Source organism: Arthrobacter sp. ES3-54, from assembly GCF_029504395.1.
GTDB lineage: Bacteria > Actinomycetota > Actinomycetes > Actinomycetales > Micrococcaceae > Arthrobacter.
The window spans coordinates 1-18,980 of the sequence record NZ_JAQFIF010000015.1 but is presented as its reverse complement, the minus strand read 5'-3'; the positions used below and the strand labels follow the sequence as shown (position 1 = coordinate 18,980).

General features: G+C 64.0%; 18 protein-coding genes. 11 read left to right on the top strand and 7 right to left on the bottom strand.

Features of this window, described 5'->3' with window-relative positions; translation table 11 throughout:
- The first annotated feature begins 50 nt into the window (after positions 1–50).
- From M2428_RS18835 to M2428_RS18820, 4 genes are all read left to right on the top strand, one after another.
- Positions 51–887 (top strand): methylenetetrahydrofolate reductase, encoded by an 837-nt coding sequence (locus M2428_RS18835; protein ID WP_277527486.1) that lies wholly within the window; start codon positions 51–53, stop codon positions 885–887.
- Positions 877–2,343, top strand: a complete 1,467-nt coding sequence (gene cycA, locus M2428_RS18830; protein ID WP_277527485.1) for a D-serine/D-alanine/glycine transporter — start codon at positions 877–879, stop codon at positions 2,341–2,343. Before M2428_RS18835 ends, cycA begins: the two co-directional genes overlap by 11 nt.
- Positions 2,340–3,269 (top strand): formyltetrahydrofolate deformylase, encoded by a 930-nt coding sequence (purU, locus tag M2428_RS18825; RefSeq protein WP_277527484.1) that lies wholly within the window; start codon positions 2,340–2,342, stop codon positions 3,267–3,269. The genes cycA and purU overlap by 4 nt, the downstream gene beginning before the upstream one ends.
- Positions 3,270–3,338: 69 nt before the next feature.
- The gene (locus M2428_RS18820) at positions 3,339–3,491 is read left to right on the top strand and encodes a hypothetical protein (RefSeq protein ID WP_277527483.1); all 153 of its coding nucleotides are present in this window, start codon (positions 3,339–3,341) and stop codon (positions 3,489–3,491) included.
- Positions 3,492–3,723: 232 nt separating this feature from the next.
- Here the strand turns inward: M2428_RS18820 and M2428_RS18815 are convergent, their stop codons facing one another.
- The 3 genes from M2428_RS18815 to M2428_RS18805 all read right to left on the bottom strand — a co-directional run bounded on the left by M2428_RS18815 (position 3,724) and on the right by M2428_RS18805 (position 7,249).
- A complete protein-coding gene (locus M2428_RS18815) occupies positions 3,724–4,875 on the bottom strand; it encodes a cytochrome b/b6 domain-containing protein (RefSeq protein ID WP_346780760.1) in 1,152 nt (383 codons plus the stop codon).
- A gap of 602 nt (positions 4,876–5,477) precedes the next feature.
- Positions 5,478–6,461, bottom strand: coding sequence for an electron transfer flavoprotein subunit alpha/FixB family protein (locus tag M2428_RS18810; protein WP_277527481.1), 984 nt, complete (start codon positions 6,459–6,461; stop codon positions 5,478–5,480).
- 11 nt (positions 6,462–6,472) lie between these two features.
- Positions 6,473–7,249 carry an electron transfer flavoprotein subunit beta/FixA family protein gene (locus M2428_RS18805; RefSeq protein ID WP_277527480.1) on the bottom strand — a complete coding sequence of 259 codons (777 nt, stop codon included), beginning with the start codon at positions 7,247–7,249 and terminating at the stop codon, positions 6,473–6,475.
- Positions 7,250–7,514: 265 nt separating this feature from the next.
- On the opposite strand from M2428_RS18805, the gene M2428_RS18800 reads away from it, so the two are divergent.
- Positions 7,515–8,321, top strand: coding sequence for a GPP34 family phosphoprotein (locus M2428_RS18800; RefSeq protein ID WP_277527479.1), 807 nt, complete (start codon positions 7,515–7,517; stop codon positions 8,319–8,321).
- 15 nt (positions 8,322–8,336) lie between these two features.
- Here the strand turns inward: M2428_RS18800 and M2428_RS18795 are convergent, their stop codons facing one another.
- Complete coding sequence (locus M2428_RS18795) at positions 8,337–8,660, bottom strand: hypothetical protein (protein WP_277527478.1); 324 nt, start codon at positions 8,658–8,660, stop codon at positions 8,337–8,339.
- A 229-nt stretch (positions 8,661–8,889) separates the two neighbouring features.
- Between M2428_RS18795 and M2428_RS18790 the strand changes: the two genes are divergently transcribed.
- Complete coding sequence (locus M2428_RS18790) at positions 8,890–10,065, top strand: zinc-dependent alcohol dehydrogenase (RefSeq protein ID WP_277527477.1); 1,176 nt, start codon at positions 8,890–8,892, stop codon at positions 10,063–10,065.
- A 181-nt stretch (positions 10,066–10,246) separates the two neighbouring features.
- Positions 10,247–10,729, top strand: a complete 483-nt coding sequence (locus M2428_RS18785) for a hypothetical protein (protein ID WP_277527476.1) — start codon at positions 10,247–10,249, stop codon at positions 10,727–10,729.
- Positions 10,730–10,762: 33 nt separating this feature from the next.
- On the opposite strand, the gene M2428_RS18780 is transcribed toward M2428_RS18785, so the two are convergent.
- Positions 10,763–11,245, bottom strand: coding sequence for an ATP-binding protein (locus tag M2428_RS18780; RefSeq protein ID WP_277527475.1), 483 nt, complete (start codon positions 11,243–11,245; stop codon positions 10,763–10,765).
- A gap of 95 nt (positions 11,246–11,340) precedes the next feature.
- The gene (locus M2428_RS18775) at positions 11,341–13,551 is read right to left on the bottom strand and encodes a hypothetical protein (protein ID WP_277527474.1); all 2,211 of its coding nucleotides are present in this window, start codon (positions 13,549–13,551) and stop codon (positions 11,341–11,343) included.
- 1,034 nt (positions 13,552–14,585) lie between these two features.
- On the opposite strand from M2428_RS18775, the gene M2428_RS18770 reads away from it, so the two are divergent.
- From M2428_RS18770 to M2428_RS18755, 4 genes are all read left to right on the top strand, one after another.
- Complete coding sequence (locus tag M2428_RS18770; RefSeq protein ID WP_277527473.1) at positions 14,586–15,074, top strand: toxin-antitoxin system HicB family antitoxin; 489 nt, start codon at positions 14,586–14,588, stop codon at positions 15,072–15,074.
- A gap of 87 nt (positions 15,075–15,161) precedes the next feature.
- The gene (locus M2428_RS18765) at positions 15,162–16,007 is read left to right on the top strand and encodes a DUF4097 family beta strand repeat-containing protein (RefSeq protein WP_277527472.1); all 846 of its coding nucleotides are present in this window, start codon (positions 15,162–15,164) and stop codon (positions 16,005–16,007) included.
- Between the two features lie 32 nt (positions 16,008–16,039).
- A complete protein-coding gene (locus M2428_RS18760; RefSeq protein ID WP_277527471.1) occupies positions 16,040–16,984 on the top strand; it encodes an ATP-binding cassette domain-containing protein in 945 nt (314 codons plus the stop codon).
- On the top strand, positions 16,981–17,817 hold the full coding sequence (locus tag M2428_RS18755) for an ABC transporter permease (RefSeq protein ID WP_277527470.1): 837 nt from the start codon (positions 16,981–16,983) through the stop codon (positions 17,815–17,817). The genes M2428_RS18760 and M2428_RS18755 overlap by 4 nt, the downstream gene beginning before the upstream one ends.
- A gap of 116 nt (positions 17,818–17,933) precedes the next feature.
- On the opposite strand, the gene M2428_RS18750 is transcribed toward M2428_RS18755, so the two are convergent.
- Positions 17,934–18,794, bottom strand: a complete 861-nt coding sequence (locus M2428_RS18750; protein ID WP_277527469.1) for a phosphatase PAP2 family protein — start codon at positions 18,792–18,794, stop codon at positions 17,934–17,936.
- Between the last annotated feature and the right edge of the window lie 186 nt (positions 18,795–18,980).

Sequence of the window (18,980 nt, the reverse complement as noted above, 5' to 3'; positions counted from 1 at the left end):
CCTGATGCCCAAAACCTGATGCCCCAAAACCTGATGCATTGAGAGGACCAATGATGTTCCCCATCAGAATAGAAATCATCCCTTCCGCGGGAATCGTTGAGCGGGTCACGGACCTGGTGCCGCTGACCACCACGCTCACGGTGACGTGCCTGCCCCATCACGGCATCGAGCGGACCATGCGCACTGCCGTGCAGCTTGGCGTGCTGGGCTACACCGTCATCCCGCACCTCGCCGCGCGGAGCCTGCATGACCGGGCCGAGCTGACCGGAATCCTCCGCGACTGCGATGCCGCCGGCATCCGCGAGGTGTTTGTCATCGGCGGGGACCGGAAGCAGCCGGCCGGCCCGTATGAGTCCGCCCTTCCTGTGCTGGAGGACATAGCGCAGTACACCGGCGGGTTGATGCGGGCAGGCATTGCGGGCTACCCGGAGGGCCACCCCTCCGCCGGGCCCGTGGACATGCTGGACGCCCTCCTGGCAAAACAGCACCTGGCATCGCACGTTGTCACCCAGATGTGCTTCGCCCCGGAGAAAATCCTTGATTACGCGGCGCTCCTGCGCCGCGAAGGCGTTGAGCTGCCCGTCTGGGCGGGCGTGGCGGGGTCCGTGCCCCGGACCAAACTGGTCTCCCTGGCGACGCAGATCGGCGTCGGAAGTTCCCTGAAGTTCCTGAGCCGGAAGGGCCCGCTGGCCCGCAAACTCCTGAGCGGCGACCACTACTCGCCGCAAAGCCTGGTGTCCGGGCTGGAAATCCAGCCTGGCAACCTCGCGGGCATCCATCTCTACAGCTTCAACAGCCTTGACTCGGTTCCCGGCGGACCGGGTCAGGCGCCCATCTCAGCAGCACTCCAGACAGCAGTGATTCGAGGAGCAGCACGTGACAACTGAAACCGTAACTTCCCACCAGGAACCGCATCTTGAGCGGCAGCTCAGCAATCGGCACATCCAGCTGATCGCCATTGGCGGCGCCATCGGCACCGGCCTGTTCATGGGCTCGGGCAAAACCATCTCCGCGGCCGGACCCTCCGTCATCTTCGTCTACATGATCATCGGCTTCATGCTGTTCTTCGTGATGCGGGCCATGGGCGAGCTCCTGCTTTCCAACCTGAACTACAAATCCTTCAGCGACTTCGCAGCGGACCTCCTCGGGCCCTGGGCCGGCTTCTTCACCGGATGGACCTACTGGTTCTGCTGGGTGATCACGGGAATCGCTGACGTCATCGCCATCGCAGGCTACTCCGAGGAACTCTGGCCGGGGCTGCCGCTGTGGATCCCGGGCCTGGCCACCGTGGCCATCCTCCTGCTCCTGAACCTCACCACGGTGAAGGCGTTCGGCGAGACGGAGTTCTGGTTCGCGCTGATCAAGATCATCGCGATCGCGGCGCTCATCGTGGTGGGCCTGTTCATGATCTTCAGCGGTTTCCAGTCCGACGCCGGCCCTGCCAGCTTCTCGAATCTGTGGAGCCACGGCGGTTTCTTCCCGAACGAGTTCATGGGTTTTGTGGCCGGCTTCCAGATCGCAGTGTTCGCCTTCGTGGGCATTGAACTGGTGGGCACCACCGCCGCCGAGGCCAAGGACCCGGAGAAGAGCCTGCCGAAGGCCATCAACTCCATCCCCATCCGCGTGCTGCTCTTCTACGTGGGCGCCCTGATCATCCTGATGTCTGTCACTCCCTGGACCCAGTTCCAGGCTGGCCACAGCCCGTTCATCGCCATGTTCTCCCTGGCCGGGCTCGGAGCTGCGGCAACGATCGTGAACCTGGTGGTGCTCAGCTCGGCCATGTCCTCGGCCAACTCCGGCATCTACTCCACCTCGCGCATGGTCTACGGGCTGGCGCAGGAGGGCGACGCGCCGTCAGTCTTCAGCAGCCTGTCCCGGCGCAAGGTGCCGCAGAACGCCCTGTTCCTGTCCTGCGTCCTCCTGCTCTCCGGCGTGGTGCTGATGTACGCCGGACAGGACATCGGGAAGGCCTTCGACATGGTGACCACCGTGTCCGCCGTCTGCTTCGTGTTCGTGTGGTCCATCATCCTGGCCAGTTACCTGGCCTTCCGCCGTCGCCGCCCGCACCTGCATGAGGCGTCCAAGTTCCAGATGCCGGGAGGAATCCCCATGGTCTGCGTGGTCTTCGCGTTCTTCGCCTTCGTTCTCTGGGCGCTGACCACGCAGCCGGACACGCTTCTGGCGCTCCTGGTCACGCCGGTCTGGTTCATCCTGCTCGGCGCCGCGTGGTTGGTGCTGCGCCGGCGCCCCGCGCACCTGGCCCGCTATGCAAGCTTCCAGACTGATCTCGCGCAGGAAGAGGAATCAGCTGTTGCGCGAAAGTTCGAGAAGGTGCAGAAATGACCGCACAGACCCCAAACAGCCCCGAGCCTGCACCTGTGGAACCCGGTCCCACGGCAGAGCACATCCTGACCGTCGACTGTGTGGAGTCGCCGGGCATCGTCCACTCGGTCTCGGGATTCCTGCTCAGCCACGGCTGCGACATCCTGGACATCAAGCAGTACGGGGACAAGGGGCAACGGCACTTCTTTATGCGCGTCCACTTTTCCTCGGGTTCCTCCTCCGAATCCTCCTCAGGGCAGGAATATTTCAGCACCGAGGACCTGCGCCGTGACTTCATGCCCGTGGCCGAGAAGTGGGAGATGAATTGGCAGCTGGAACCGCAGGGCCGCAAACGCCGTGTCCTGGTGATGGTGTCCAAGATGGGCCACTGCCTCAACGATCTACTCTTCCGGGCACGCACCGGCGACATCCCGGTGGAGATCGTGGCGGTGGTGTCCAACCACCGCGACCAGGAGGACCTGGTCCAGTGGCACGGCATCCCGTTCTTCCACCTGCCAGTCACCAAGGACACCAAGCCCGAGGCGGAGGCCCGGCTAATGGAGCTGGTGGACGCCTTCGACGTGGAACTCGTGGTCCTGGCCCGTTACATGCAGGTACTGAGCGATGAGCTCTCGGCTCAGCTGGCAGGACGGACCATCAACATCCACCACTCGTTCCTGCCCAGCTTCAAAGGCGCAAAGCCGTACCACCAGGCCTACGACCGCGGCGTCAAGACCGTGGGCGCCACGGCTCACTACGTCAACGCCGAACTCGACGAGGGCCCGATCATTTCCCAGCAGGTCATCGAGGTGGACCACACGTACACCGCCGATGACCTGGTGGCTGTGGGCCGGGACGCCGAATGCGCGGCCCTCCGCAACGCCGTCCGCTGGCATTGTGATGGCAGGATCCTGCTGCTCGGCAACCGCACAGTCATTTTGCGGTAGGCCATGAAACCGACAAATGTGCCACGCTGGCGCCGCGTGTCTTGGAACGCCTTGCCCGTCGGACGGTCAGTGAGGCTCTCGCGGGACGGCCGCATTATCGGCTCCGGCACCGTGGACGGCACCACGCCTGACGGATCCATCATCTGGGTTGTCCTTGACGGCTGGTCCGAACGGCGAATGTTCCACCGGGAGGATTATGTTCGGGTCGAAATCAACGCGTAGCCGGCCCAGGCCAGCGCGCGAAACATCGCACCGGAAGCGCGCTGATCGGCGGTTACGCAGGGAAACTTGGGCTGTCATTCTCGCGGCCGGTGCCCTGTTGGCAGTGATCCTGTCGCAGGCACTGACCTATGGAAACTGACAAAACTGGAAACTGACAAAACGCCAGCGGACGACGGCGGGAGGTCCCGCCGTCGTCCGCTTGAGTGGATCCTCCCTGTGCAGGCGGTGAAGCCTAGCGACTGCTCACCTGACCGAACAGCTTCGCGATTGGTGCGAGCACGAGCGGGCGGGCGGCGTACCACCCGGCCGCCGTGATGGCGATTGCGGCGGCGAAGAGCCAGAACCCGACCCAGTTCACCTCGTCAGTGCCGCCGAACATGTGGTTCAGGTTGCGCAGCGCACCGGTCGCGAACACCAGGAACACGTGGATGAGGATGAACAGCACGAAAAACAGCATCGTCGGGAAGTGGATCGCGCGCGCAACTTCCACCGGGTAGACCTTGTTCAGCGTCTTCTCGTCCTTCGGCCAGAACTCGCTCATGCGCACACCCGTGATCGCCGCGAGCGGGGCCGCGATGAACACCACCACGAAGTACATGATCTGCTGGAGGCTGTTGTAGTTCACCCAGCCGGACTCAACGGGCCAGTCCAGCGTCATGTACTGCAGGAGCGCGGAGAGCGCGTTCGGGAACGCCTCCCAGCTGCTCGGTACGATCCGCATCCAGCGGCCGGTGGCAAACAGCAGCACCACAAAGATGAGTCCGTTGGCCAGCCACAAAATGTCGAGCGACTGGTGCAGCCACAGGTTGATGCTGATTTTCTTGCCACCGCGATTCGGCGTCCAGAACGCCGGAGGCTTCTGCTCGGTGCGCACCTGATAACCGGAGCGAATGATGAGAACCATCAGGAAAATGTTGAAGAAGTGCGCCCACTGCGCCCACCACGGGAATCCGGGCTCGGCCGTATCGGGCAGCTGATACACACCGGGGTACCGCTCAAGGAACTCCGGCACGCCCGGCAGCGTGGTCACACCGCGCGCGGCGAGCACAAGAATCCCGGCGGCGGCCACGGCGCCGAGCGCGAGGAGCACGCCGAGCTTGATCCACTGGCCCAGGGTGCGCGATCCGTAGAGCCTCGCCTCGGCCTGTGGCCTTACGGGCTTTTCAGCGGCGGCGGGCTTTTGAGCGGCGGCCGGTGCCGCCGATGCTGGGGCGGCTGTGACCGCGGGTGCACTCGCGGTCCTTAGTGGCTCCGCCGCGGCAACGGTCTCCACGATGCTGACCGCCTCGGCACCGGTCTCCGCCACGCTGGCGGCCGGGGCAGGGGCCTGCGCAATCTGTTCGGGACCCGCCTGCACCGCAGGGGCGGCAGCGGCTGCCACCATGCTGGTAGTCGGAGCAAGTCCAGCTGGCGGCCACGGTTCACCACCGGGGACACGGGGAAGTCCGCGACGAAGCGGGGTGCTTCCCACCGTCAGTGTGGCGGGTGCGGTGGTCGGAGCAACTGCAGGCGAGGTCGCTGCCGGCACTGCTGCTTTCTCACCAGCATCTGCAGCAGCATCTGCGGCCGGCGTGGGCGTGGCGCCCGCGGCGGGAGCCCCGGACACGGCCGGCACTGATACGGAAACCTCGCCCGCTGGCGGCCAAGGCTCGCCGCCCGGCACGCGCGGCAGGCCGCGGCGAAGCTGCTGCGCCACCGCGGCGCCTGCCTTCACTGCAGGGGCTGGAGCGGACAATGCCGCACCCGGTGCCGTTTCCTGGGCAGCAGCGGGGACGGACGGCGTCGTTTCCTGGCCTGCAGCGGGGACGGAGGGTGCGGCTGCCGCTGGCGGGGCGGTGACCGGTCCCACCCCGGACGCAGGCACCGACCGGGGTGCCGCTTCTGCCGTGAGAATGCGTGCGGGCGCCTGGCCTGCTGCAGGCCAGGGGTCACCGCCTTCGACGCGCGGCAGGCCCCGCCGGATATTCCGAGACAGAGTTGCCATCGCTACTTCTTCCGAGCCTCAAGTGCGTTAATCAGCTGGGGCACCACCTTGAAGACGTCGCCCACCACACCAAAGTCGGCGATCTCGAAGATCGGCGCGTCTGAATCCTTGTTGATGGCGACGATCGTCTTCGCGGTCTGCATGCCGGCCCGGTGCTGAATCGCGCCGGAAATGCCCAGCGCAATATACAGCTGTGATGACACGGAAACCCCGGTCTGGCCCACCTGCTGCGACTGCGGGATGTAGCCTGCATCCACTGCGGCACGCGAAGCGCCAACGGCAGCACCGAGGGTATCGGCGAGCTGTCCAACGAGGGCGAACTGTTCCTCCGACCCGAGGCCACGGCCACCGGCGACAACCTTCGCGGCACCACGCAGCTCCGGCCGCGAGGTGGCGGCAACTGCCTCGTCGAACGAGTCGATCCGCGCGGCTGGCTTCCCGGAGGGCGTCACTGCCAGGGTCTCTGACGCCGGCGGCTGAGCCGAAGCGCGCGCTTCGATGGAGCCCTGGCGAACCGTAATGACCGGCGCCCCAAACGTGGACGTTGACGTCACGTTGTAGGCACCGCCGTAGACGGAGTGGTGTGCCACGACGCCCTCGTCATCACGTGAGACGCCGATCGCATCGACAGAAATCGCTGCACGCGAACGTGCGGCGTAGCGGCCAGCAAGGTCGCGCCCATTCAAAGAATGCGAAATCAGGATCGCGTCGGGCTGCACCTGCTCCACAGCGGCGGCCAGCGCGTCAACGCTCGGCACACTGAGCGCGGACGGATCCGGAGTCTCCGCGATCAGCACGTGCGCGGCACCCAGGGCCGCGGCCTCCGCAGCGGCGGCGCTCCCGGTGCCGGGTGATGCAAGTACCAGTGCAATTGGGGTGCCAGCGGAAGCGGCAGCGCCGAAGAGTCCGGGTGCGGCCTTCTCGAGTTCACCGGAAGTCCGGGATTCCACGACGACGAGGATTGCGTCACGAGGGAATTCAGTCATGTCGATACTCCTTACGCCAGTCGGTTTTCAATAAGGAAGTCAGCCAGTTTCTCGCCGGCATCACCCTCGTCAATGATCTTTACGCCCGCCGCATGCGGGGGCTTCTCTGCAACGGTCAACATGATCGACCGGGCCGCGTCCGGGTTGTCGGCCGTGATCCCGAGGTCTGCGAGGGTGAGCACCTCCAGGGGCTTCTTCTTCGCGGCCATGATTCCTTTGAAGTTCGGGAAGCGCGGCCCGGGAAGCGCCTCGGTAATGGAAATCACCGCGGGCAGGTTCGCTGATACCTTCTGCACGCCGGATTCAAGGGGCCTGGAGCCGGACACGGCGCCGTCGCTGATCTCTACGGAGCTGAGGCCGGTCGCAAGCCGCACGTCAAGAAATTCTGCAAGCATCGCGGGGATCATGCCGCCGGATCCATCGGTGGAGACGTTGCCAGTGATCACAAGGTCAAACTCAACGCGACGGATGGCCGCTGCGAGGGTTTCGGCGGTCAGGCCAAGATCCGCACCCCGGAGCGCCTTGTCAGAGACGTGGATGGCGCTCCCCGCGCCCATCGCAAGCGCCTTGCGTATCGTCGCGGTCGCACCCTCGGGGGCGAGGGAGAGGATTGCGACCTCAGTGCCCACGTTCGCGTCGGCGTACGTCAGTGCCAGCTCCAAGGCCCGCTCACCGATCTCGTCAATGACTGCCTCGCTGGCTTCTCGATCGGCGAGGCCTGTTTCTAGGTTCAGTTTTCGGTCCCCGTACGTGTCGGGGACCTCCTTTACTAGGACGATAATCTTCATTGATGGCTCTTCCTGTGGCGGGCTGTCTCTATAGAGGAGACACGTCGGATCTCCATTGAGTCTACGAAAGTGCTGCCCTTCCTGGCGCACAGAGCCCGTGTCGCGAGTTGCACGCCGGACGACGGCGGGAAGTCCCGCCGTCGTCCGCCCACTGGGGCCGCAAACTTTTGGAAGCGGTGGGCCGGCGGCAGGGCAAGGTAGGAGCCGACGTCGACGCTTGCAAATCCTCATTGTGGCGGCCGCCCAACCGCGCCACGATGTTCGTATGAACGCTGAAACACCGAAGGCCGCGGAGCTGAACCTTCCCCAGGCCTTCCTCCTTCTGGCAACGAACGACAAAGACGGCACACCTGACGTGCCGGTATACGCACTCAGGACCACTTTGGCAGGGGCGATACTGGCCGAGCTGGAACTGATCGGTGCAATCGGGCTGCAGGGGAAGCACGTCAAGGCTACCGGCACGGCCCCGCAAACGGACTTCCAACACGAGCTGGAACTCATACGTGGCAAATCGCGGCCCCATACTCCCAAGCGGTGGGTCTCCATGCTGGAGGGCCGCGCCGAAGTGCAGCGTGTCTACGAGGGGATGGCGGCACTGGGCATCGTGGAACATGTCGGCGAAAAACACCTGGGTGTGTTCCGGAGCGTGCGGTACCCGGAGAAGGACCACGCTCCGGAGGCGGCGCTCCTGAAGAAGATCCAGGCCCCACTCGGCGGTGCGCCACCCGACGGCGGGGCGCCGGATGACACGGTGCCCGATGCAGGCGCGTCGGATGGCACGCCGCCCGATGCAGGCGCGCCTGATGCCGGTACGTCTGATGCCACTCCGTCCGATGCCGGGGCACCTGACACCGGGACTCCCGCTCCCGCGAAGCCTGATGCCAAGGCACCCGATGCCAGAACCACAGCGCTGATCGCCCTGCTTCAGGCTGCCGGACTGCTCGGCAAGCTCGTCCCGGCAGCAGATAAAATCCGGGCAAGTGAGCTGGCGAAGGACTATTGGCCTGCCCGCGCGGTGGAGGACGAACTGCGCATGATCAGACTGGCGGAGGAAGAAGAACCCGGCCTCTGAGGCTGCCTAAAGGGCCTAGGTGTTGAGCTCCCAATGGACTCGGATGGCCTCGGCAATTGGGCCAGCGGTGACATCGACCCGGAAAGCAACGGGTGCGGTCCCTGTCTCTTCGATGACCGTGTCGTGGTACACGCGGCCGCATGACGGACACAGCGTGTAGAGGTCCTCATCCTCAGGCCATTTGGCCAGCCCTGCCGGGACAGGAGCGTCTCCTCCAATGTAGACGGGGATGCCTTGTGAATTGCACTGGATCAATCCGTTTTGGCTGACGGTGTTGCCACACACGCAGGTGATGGTGGTGACATCATGGCCGATGACGTCGGCGGTTTCAGTGTCCATGACGAGCTCCCCGGCGTGGTTGGGATGTTCTGTTTGTAGCCTATGCCTGCGGATCGGCCAGGGGGCCTGCTGGCCATCAAATATCTTCAGCAATCGTGCGGCCGGCTTCTGCCCTTCAAAGCTGTCGGCGGGTGCCGGGGGGCGTCGATCCTTCCCATTCAGGCGCGAACAAGGAATGATCGTATTGATCAGTAAACTTACTAATTTGGACGTGACGGAAGGAGCGAATATGAGGGCACTTACCTGGCAGGGAAAGCGGTCGGTCAGCGTGGAGATGGTTCCGGATCCGGTCATTGAGAAGGGGACGGACGCCATCGTTCGGATCACTTCATCGGCGATCTGCGGCTCAGACCTCCACCTCTACGAGGTCCTTGGCCCCTATATGAAGGCCGGGGACATCCTGGGCCACGAACCCATGGGTGTGGTTGAAGAGGTCGGCTCCGAAGTCAGGAACCTCAAGCCGGGCGACAGGGTGGTCATCCCCTTCAACATCTCCTGCGGCCATTGCTGGATGTGCAAACAGGGGCTGCAATCCCAGTGCGAAACCACCCAGGTCCATGCCCACAACAGCGGGGCAAGCCTGTTCGGGTTCTCCGAGCTCTACGGGTCGGTCCCCGGCGGGCAGGCGGAATACCTGCGCGTGCCCCACGCCGATTACGGACCGATAAAGGTCGGGCACGAACTGCCTGATGAGCGATACCTCTACCTCTCCGATATTCTTCCCACCGCCTGGCAGGGAGTGAAGTACGCGGACGTCCCCGCCGGCGGCACACTGGCCGTCTTTGGGCTCGGACCGGTGGGTCAGTTCGCCAGCCGGGTCGGTCGGCACCTGGGCCAGCGGGTCATCGCCGTCGAGCCGGTTCCGGAACGCCGCCGCATGGCAGAGCGGCACGGAGTGGAAACGATTGACTTCACAAAGGACGTCGGTGACCAGCTGCGCGAGATGACCGGCGGAAGAGGCCCCGACGCTGTGGTCGACGCCGTCGGGATGGAAGCGCACAATTCGCCCGTCGGCGCCTTTGCACAGAATGCCGTCGGGCTCCTGCCGGATGCCCTGGCAAAGAAGGCCATGGAAACTGCCGGCGTAGACCGCATGGCGGTCCTCCACGCGGCGATCGACTCCGTGCGCCGGGGAGGCACCGTCTCGCTCAGCGGGGTTTACGGGGGTACGGCGAGCCCCATGCCGCTGCTGACCATGTTCGACAAGCAGATCCAACTGCGGATGGGCCAGTGCAACGTCCGCCGGTGGACGGACGAGCTGCTCCCGCTCGTGGAAGATCCCGCAGACCCGCTCGGCGTCATGGACCTGAAAACTCACGAGGTTGACCTCGACGGCGCCGCGGCCGCCTACGAGATCTTCCAGAAAAAGGAAGACGGCTGCATCAAGGTGGTCCTGAAGCCGTAGCGAAGATCCCCCCGCTCCGGGAGATTGCCTAACGTCTTCCGTTAGCCGGATCCAGGCGTGGCTGGGCTCCCGATTCGACAGGAACGGGAGCCCAGCCAGGCGGGTTGAGTCAACGCGGGGCCTGTTTCGGCGGCGCCGTCCACCGTAGGCTATGGGCATCCATCACACCGAGGAGGCACTCATGCGCACGGCAACACCCACAGCGCAGGCCGATCAGGTCCGCCAACTTTCAGAGAATCTCATGTCTCAGCTCACCAAGGGGAGGGAGTGGGCCACTCCCGGGGTCGAGGCGGCATTGCAAAAAGCGGTCGCGGGGCTCGATGCCGGGATTGAATCTGCGTCCCCGAGGATCCAGGCCGGTCTGCGGCGGCTTGCTGACGAGCTCGCCGGCGGAGTGGAAACTCTGGCTCCCCGTGTTCACGAGGGTCTGAAGCGGGTCGCACCTAATGTTGCCCCGGCACCCGCCCGGGCTAAGTCGAGGCGGACGGCTTCCGGGAAAGCCTGGTTGATTGCCGGGGCGGTCGCCGTCGCGGTGACCGCGGGACTCGCGGCCTGGCACTTTTTTGGGCCGGCCGATGAGGAGCCGGTGCCGTCCGTGAATGTGCAGCGTCCCAGCGGCGCGAACCCCGACGCGGACGCCGGCCCCGCAGGGGCCCGGATTTGAGCCAATCAAGACTCCGGGCGGCCACGGCCGACGCTAGTCGAGGGGCAGCGTTATCGTCACACAGGTTCCTGCGGCGGCGGATGAATCGATGATCACCTCTCCGCCAGCAAGGCCTACGGCCGCGCGCATGAGGCGCAGTCCCATGCCGGTGTGCCGGCCAATCATGGCTGCCGGCACGTCGAACCCACCACCGTCGTCGGTCACTTTGAGCTGAACGCCGTGGCTCATGCCGTGGGTGACGCAGCCGAGCCGGACCGTCACAGCTGATGCCTGAGCGAATTTATAGACATTGCTGAGAAGCTCCTGCGCCGCCCGGTACAGAAGAGTTGCGGTCTGTCGGTCTACGTCCATCCGGTGGCGCGGAGTCTCCAGATGCACCACGGTGCCGCGTTCGCGGAGGGGACCCGTTAGGCGGTCGATTGCACCGGTTACCCCAAGAGCATGGAAGTCGACCGGGTGTGTATCAGTGAGGACGCCACGTACTGCGACGACTTCATCGCTTAGTAGTGATTTCATGTTCTTACTGTGCGCCTGTGTCGTTGGGATTTTCCTGTGGCGCGCCGAGGGTAGGGACAGGACGTTTCGCCGTCGTCAGCTTTGCGCGTGGTGATTCATTCGGATGACTGACGTTTGATGGAAGCTGAAATTCGATCCTCCATTGCTCGAACGCCGCCTACCGCCGCTGGACCCATCTGCTGTCTTGCGCGGTTCACCGCATCGCGGACTTCGCGACGGACTACCCGTTCATTCTGACTCGACGACTTTTCTCTCGTTTCTCTTGCTAAATCGAGCAGAGCGTGCGGAGCGTAGTGATTGACGCTCATGTCGGTGAGGAGGGGTAACTGCACCCGCAGATCCTGCTCGATGGCAGTGCGAAGGGGGCCTAAGCGAAGCAATTGAGTGAGGAAATCCGGACTCAATACGGGCGACGGCGGCGCTTGAGGGCCAAGGCGTTCCCGTAGGTGGTCCTTCATTTTCATTGCTGTTCCATCGAACGTCAGCCACCATGCGAGGTAGCCCATCGGTGATGGTCCAATCGTCCGGCGATACTCGATGACGCCGACTGAGTTTTCAACGTCGTGAGCAACCAGGCGAGACCGCGTCCCTTGGTCGGCTCCGTAGTCACCTCGTTGACGCCTTCTTTCGTGAGTCTCATTCCACAGTTCCTGCACTACGCCCCGAAGTTCGAGGGATGCGGCATCGGAGTACTCCAGGAGATTCTTGGTCTCGATTGAGAATTCGTCGGCAAGGTAGTCGCTGACGTCCTGCAACGGCTGTTCGCGTCCACAGATGTTCCTTTGCCAGTCCAAGAATTCGTTCTCTGGCCGGCCCGAGAGCACGAAGGCCGAGTATAGGAAGGGGACTCGTCCCGTCCAATTCGACGTTCTGTTGTGACCATACGCAACGGCCAGGTTGAGGTGTCTTTCAACTTCTTCCACCACTCCTTCCGTCACGAATAAGACCAACCCGGCGTCTACCGCTGCTCGCATCAGAATCGTAAAGTGGCGCTCTTCCGGGTCGTCTACCAGGCTCTCCCCGATTAGCGGCAGGATCGCGGTGGTGTCCATCCATATGTCGCCTTCACTGAAGACGTTGAGCATGACTTTCTGGACGTCCGGGGTTTGTTTCAGGAACGCGAAAAGCGTGTATGCGTCAGCTAGTCGCCGAAGATGGGACTGTGTTTGAGGCGACGGCTGTTCCAATACATGCATGATGGCCGCGGCCGCGGCATCAGAACTGAGCTCGCTGATGCCGCCATTCGCCGTAATTCTGTCTGCTATGGCTACGGGGCTGAGTTGGAACGGTTCTCCCGTTTCCACGGCCTCGGCAAAAGACTCACCGCGTTCCAGGAGTGTTTCTTCCAACACCGTTCGTAGTTGCCGGGAAATCTCCGTCAACTGTGTTTCGTTCAGCGCCTTCGGGACTTCGAGGGCTCGAATCGCGACAGTGAGTTTCGCATCTAGAACAGCTTCATCAAGAAGGAACTTGGCTGTCTGATCATTTATCCTCTTGGCCTCCTCAAAACTGAGATGGTAAGTGTCCTCAGACCCGGAACCTGACTTGTGTTGTTTAACGGGCCCCTTCCGGGACAGTCGGTTCAATGCGCTCAGGGTCAGGGCATCGACTTGCCCTCGCTTCCCCACGGGCATACGGAGGGCGACGCCGTCTTGGATTTCGCTCAGGCTGAGCCTGTTGTCTCTGCTCGAATCGTGAAGTGCCGCCAAAACCAGTGAATCGAAGCAGCTCTTGGTAAGACTCTGATCGGTTGCCTGGTCTACGCCGTCAAGTGCCAAGTGCAGCACCGCGACCTTGCTCTCATCCGCTGTCAGCGTCGATATTCTGTCGATGACCCCTCGTTTGGACAGGAGCGGATCGACAAATCTCTTGGCCAGCTCTTCACTTGCCACTCGTCGTTGGGGATAGGACTCCTCACGGTCCACAAACCACGACCGGTCTCGGATATCTACGGTTATATTCCGGTCACGTCGAGACTCTTCCCTGAGTTCATCGGCAGCCGGACCAATCACCTGGTTGGTCACGTAGATCATGGTGCTGACCGAAGGAAAATTCCTTTTGAGCGTGTCCAGCGCGCTCCTAAGTTTCGTCTTCCAACTCGCCGTGACGGAGTACTGAAATGCGACTTTTGGCACACCGTCAGTCGTGAATATTTCGGCGTCTCTGCCCTTGTCTCCGTTCGGAGCTGCCATCGTCCGCAGGGCGGGATATTCGACGGCTAAGAACTCTGACGCGAACTGTTCAAATACCTCCCAATCTCCAGGGCCAATACGTTCTAGGGCGAGGGACAATCGCGGGTTCGGCATGACCGAATCATAACCACCACATTCCTTCCTTGAGTATCGCTGCCTGTTCGGCAACTGTCTGGTGTTCGGGGGAGGGGCGGTCCAGTTTCAGTTCCAGGCCCAGCGGCCGACCGCCACATCGATCCGGGCGGGCTGACCCGCTTTGATCAAAACTTCCCCTCGGAATCACGCGTCAACAGGCGCCGTTGACTTTCTTGCCTCCTGCGAGGACGATGTCGAGTGTAAGTCGATGATGGGGGGAATAACTCCGAGTCTGACCTGCCGAGAATATGCATGTGTGTCGATTATTCCCGCGTTAGATTTTGACTCTGCAATGGAATATCGCTATTCGCGAAGCTCATGCTTCCGCATCTGTTAGTCAACTCCGAATCTGGGGATCAACGGAGACAAAATGTCTGGAATTTCTTTTAAGCCGGTTGCGGACGCGCCCGGTGCTTTTACCTCTGAGCCTGCAGAATCCCGCCAGGGATATCGATATCGTGCAATGGTGCACGGTCAAACAACACTATTAACAGCAGAAGGCAAGACGCCAGACCTCGTGGTTTCAACGACAGCCACCCCTGGGTTTGACGTAAATGCGATCAGTCTGTCGGGTATATGGGACGCGGCCGAGGACCTGGCCGGTCGAGCTTGGGACGCAATAAACGATGTTCTGACGGATGACGGCGGTGGCGGTGCTCGCATACCAGTGAGCTCGGACGAAGCCGAAATCGTCACAACGACTCGGGCGCCGGCACTGTTTAGTCTGCGAATCTAGACGCTCCGGTTCGGTCGCGGTTGGACCTTAGGAAGAAAGGACCGAGTGCAGGCCACCAGCCGTGGCCTGCACGGGCCAATTTGGGGCATCGCCCGGTTCTTCCGGGCAGTAGCCCTCGTGAGCACGGAATCACGACGGGCCAAGGTCAAGCAATCAAGTTTGCAATGCGTTCCTTGATGGACCGCTACGGGGGTTGGGGGTCGTCCAGCCGCTCTCGCCGAGACCCGTGACACCACCATGTCTTGACGTGACACCACTGTGGTGTCACTATGATGGCATGGAACTTGGACAATACGTCAGCGACCTGCAGCGCCAACTAGTTGATACCGCGGAGAACGGCACGGAGGACACCCGCGCCGTCGCCGAGCGGCTCGCCGCCGGACTAGATGCCGCGGTGCGGCTCGTGCTGCTCGACGTGTTGTCGGCCGCGGCCGGCGAGATCACCCGCGACCTCGCACCTGGATCGGTTGACATGCGGCTGCGCGGACGCGAGATCGAGTTCGTCGTTACCCAGCCGAGCACCGAGCCGGAGAGCGACGAGCGGCCCGCCGCAACCGTCGACCTCGACGACGCGAGCACCTCCCGCACTACGCTTCGCCTGCCGGACGCCCTCAAGGCGCGGGTGGATGAGGCAGCGGCGGCCGACGGCATGTCCGTCAACACCTGGCTGGTCCGTGCGATTGCGGCCGCCCTCCAACCCAAGCAACGACGATCCACGCAGCGCACGCTGCGCACCGGCGACAACTTCGCCGGCTGGGCGCGCTAACCCGCTCAGCCCACCACCCTCACCATTCACCAACCACGCGGACCCGCGGGGTAATACGAACACGCGCAGAGAAAGGCAGGCTTCAGCATGCCCACCTACAACACCCCCGGCCCCATCGACCTCGCCATCAACCTGCAGGTCGGCGCGATCGATGTCTTCGCCAGCGACCGCGCCGACACGGTCGTGACCGTCTCGCCCACCAACCCCGAGAAGGCGGTCGACCGCCGGGGCGCGCAGGACACCACAGTCGACTTCGATGGCCAGCGGCTCACCATCACAGGCCCACGGCCCCGCATCAGCTGGAGCGGCCCGACCGAGTCGGTCGATGTGAAGGTCGAGCTGCCGACGGGGTCGCGGCTCGCCGCCGAGATCGCCGTCGGCGGCCTGCGTACCGTCGGCCGCCTCGGCGCCACCCGCATCAAGAGCTCGCTCGGTCCCGTGGATGTCGACACCGCGGGCGACCTCTGGCTGCGCGCCTCGCACGGCAACGCGACCGTGGGCACCGCCGACGGCGGCATCGAGATCACGGCTGACCACGGTCAGATCCGGGTCGGCACGGTCACCGGCGACGCGATCCTCAAGGCCTCGCACGGCACCATCCAGGTCGGGGACTCCGGCGGCGACCTCGACGCGAAGCTTTCCTACGGCGACCTCGAAATCATGAATGCACGCGCCTCCGTTACGGCGAAGACCGCATACGGCAGCATCCAGCTGGCCGATGTTTCGAGCGGTTCCATCCAGGTCGAAAGCGGCTTCGGCCAGGTCACCATCGGCGTGCGGTCCGGCGTTGCCGCGTGGCTGGACCTGTCCTCGAAGGCCGGGCACGTTCGCAACGAGCTCGACGGCGACGGCGCCCCCGACGCGTCCGAACAGACCGTCGAAGTACGTGCACGCACGCAGCACGGCAACATCAACATCCGGCGCGCGCGGTGAATCCGGGCAACCAACAGAAGGGAACCACACACATGAACACGCCAGCGATCGCAGTCCACGGGCTGCGGAAGTCCTACGGCGGCAAGGTGGTGCTCGACGACGTCGACCTCACCGTCAACGCCGGCACCGTCACTGCGCTGCTCGGCCCGAACGGCGCCGGCAAGACGACCACCGTGCACATCCTGTCCACGCTCGTGCGGCCCGACGCCGGCACGGCATTCGTCAACGGATGCGACGTCGTCCGCGACCACGACGGCGTGCGCGCCGCGATCGGCCTCACCGGCCAGTTCTCCGCGGTGGACAAACTGCTCACCGGCGAGGAGAACCTGCTGCTGATGGCGCGGCTGCGGCACCTCGGGGCGAAGCGCTCGAAGACTCGGGTGGCCGAGCTGCTCGAGCAGTTCGACCTCGTCGACGCCGCCCGCAAGCCGCTCGCCACCTACTCCGGCGGGATGCAGCGCCGCCTCGACCTCGCGATGACCCTCGTGGCGACGCCGAGCGTGATCTTCCTCGACGAGCCCACCACGGGCCTGGACCCGCGCAGCCGCCACACCATGTGGGACATCGTCCGCAGCCTCGTCGCGGACGGCACGACCGTCCTGCTCACCACCCAGCATCTCGAGGAAGCAGACGAACTCGCGGACCGCGTCGCAGTGCTCGACGGCGGCCGCATCGTCGCCGAGGGGACGCCGGACGAGCTCAAGCGCCTGGTGCCCGGCGGGCACATCCGGCTCCGGTTCGCGGATGCCGCGGCGCTGGATGCCGCCTCCGGCCTGCTCGATGAGTCCGCGCGCGACGACGCCGGGCTCGCGCTCACCGTGCCGAGCGACGGCGGGGTTAGCGTGCTGCGCACCGTCCTGGACCGCCTTGATGCGGCCGACGTCGAAGTCGAGGACCTCAGCATCAACACCCCGGACCTCGATGACGTGTTCTTCGCGCTCACCGGCCGGGCAGACACGAAGGGAACCGCGTCATGACCACCATCACCGCTCAGCGCAAGACGGCCCCAAGCACCAGTCGACAGTCGCACGTCGTCGCCGACTCGATCACGATGCTGCACCGCAACCTGCTGCATATGGTGCGCTACCCGGGCCTGTCGGTGTTCACCATCGTGGGGCCGGTGGTGCTCCTGCTGTTCTTCGTGTTCGTGTTCGGCGGCACCCTCGGGGCCGGCCTGCCCGGTGCGGATCCGGCCGGCGGGCGGGAGGCGTATGTCGCGTACATCATGCCGGGCATCCTGCTGTTGACCATCGCCGGCAGCGCCGGCGGCACCGCGACGACGGTCGCGATGGACATGACCGAGGGCATCACGGCGCGGTTCCGCACAATGGCGATCTCGCGGGCTGCGGTGCTCGCCGGGCACGTGCTCGGCAACACCATCCAGGCGATCATCGCCGTCGCGCTCGTGCTCGGCGTCGGTCTACTGATCGGCTTCCGCCCGACTGCCGGGCCGATCGAGTGGATCGCAGCCGCCGGTCTGCTCGTGCTCATCGCGTACGCGATCAGCTGGCTCGGGGTCGCCATGGGCATGCAGGCGAAGTCGGTCGAGACAGCCAGCAATTGGCCCCTCCTCCTGACCTTCCTGCCCTTCCTCAGCAGCGGCTTCGTGCCGACCGAGTCGATGCCGGAGTGGCTGCAGTGGTTCGCGCAGTACCAGCCGTTTACGCCGTTCATCGAGGCCATCCGCGGACTGCTGCTCGGCACGCCGCTCGGGTGGAGCCCGGTGCTCGCCATCGTATGGTGCGTCGTGATCGTGGTTGCCGGCTACGCGTGGTCGATGGTGATTTACGAGCGGAAGTCGGTGCGTTGAGACCAGGTCTCACCCGGTAGCAGCCGGCGGTTGCGAGTTCATCGCGGCCGCCGGTTCCGGCTTTCGGGCGGTCAGTGAAGGTGCGAATGTAGCGACGCCAGGTTTCCAGCCAAACCTCAGCTTCTAGTCGCCCTTACTGTGCGGGAGTCGGTTATCGGTGTACTTATGCGGTGCGTCCGTTCGGTGAGGTAGAGCCGGTGGGCTGTGATAACCAACGCAAGCCATGCGGCGCCGAGGGCCCAGGCGGCAAGGACGTCCGTGAGCCAGTGGTGGCCCAGATAGACCCGGCTCAGGCCTATGGTTGCGGCGAAGAGTCCTGCCAGGAGTGCTGTGATGATCCTGGCGCGGGGGGACTTCAGGCGGAGGATGATTAAGTACGCGACGATGCCGGCGATAACGACCGCGTTCAGCGAATGGCCGCTGGGAAAGGACGCCGAGTGTTCATGCGGCGGAACGGCGTCGGTCAGCGGCGGGCGGGTTCTCCCAATGAGTGATTTCCCCGCGATAGTCATTAGCAACGACCCGGTACCAGCGATGACGATGAGGATGACGGGGGTCCAGGAGCGGCGTCGCAGAGCCAGAGTTGCCATGACGGCCAGCGCGAGGAGCGGCATGCCGATGGTCCCGCCGATGTCGGTGTACGCAGTCGTGATGATGTCCAGTGCGGGGGAGCGAACTGTCTTGGCCGTAGCTAGGACTGGATGGTCCAGACCGGCGACCCCGTCAGCTTCAACAACGGATTCGTAGACCTGGGCGAAGACCGCCGTGAGTGAAATAGCCAAGGCCGCGCCGATGGTCAGCGTCAGGATCAGGGTCGCGTGCGGGCCGAGAACGCGGCTGGCACGCCCGACAACTAAGGCGAGGTGCTGGCCAAGCCGAGTGTCCCAGCGCGTAAGGTCATTGCCGCCGACGAAGCGGTCCTGTTGGACTTCGCCCTGCTCGCCGCCCTGGGGCGGTTGCCGATTTTCCAGGGTCACGTTTCTTGCCCTTCATTCAAGACAGCATTTCAAATAATAAGTAACCTTAGCATTTGCGTTTTCTGACGGTGCAGCGCACGGGGAACCCCGGCGACCCTTCTATAGTTGTCAAGCGCGGCAGGACTCCGGGTTTGTAGCGTTGAGTGTTCGGTAGACCCGTCGGGCGAGATAGCGTTTGACGCACCG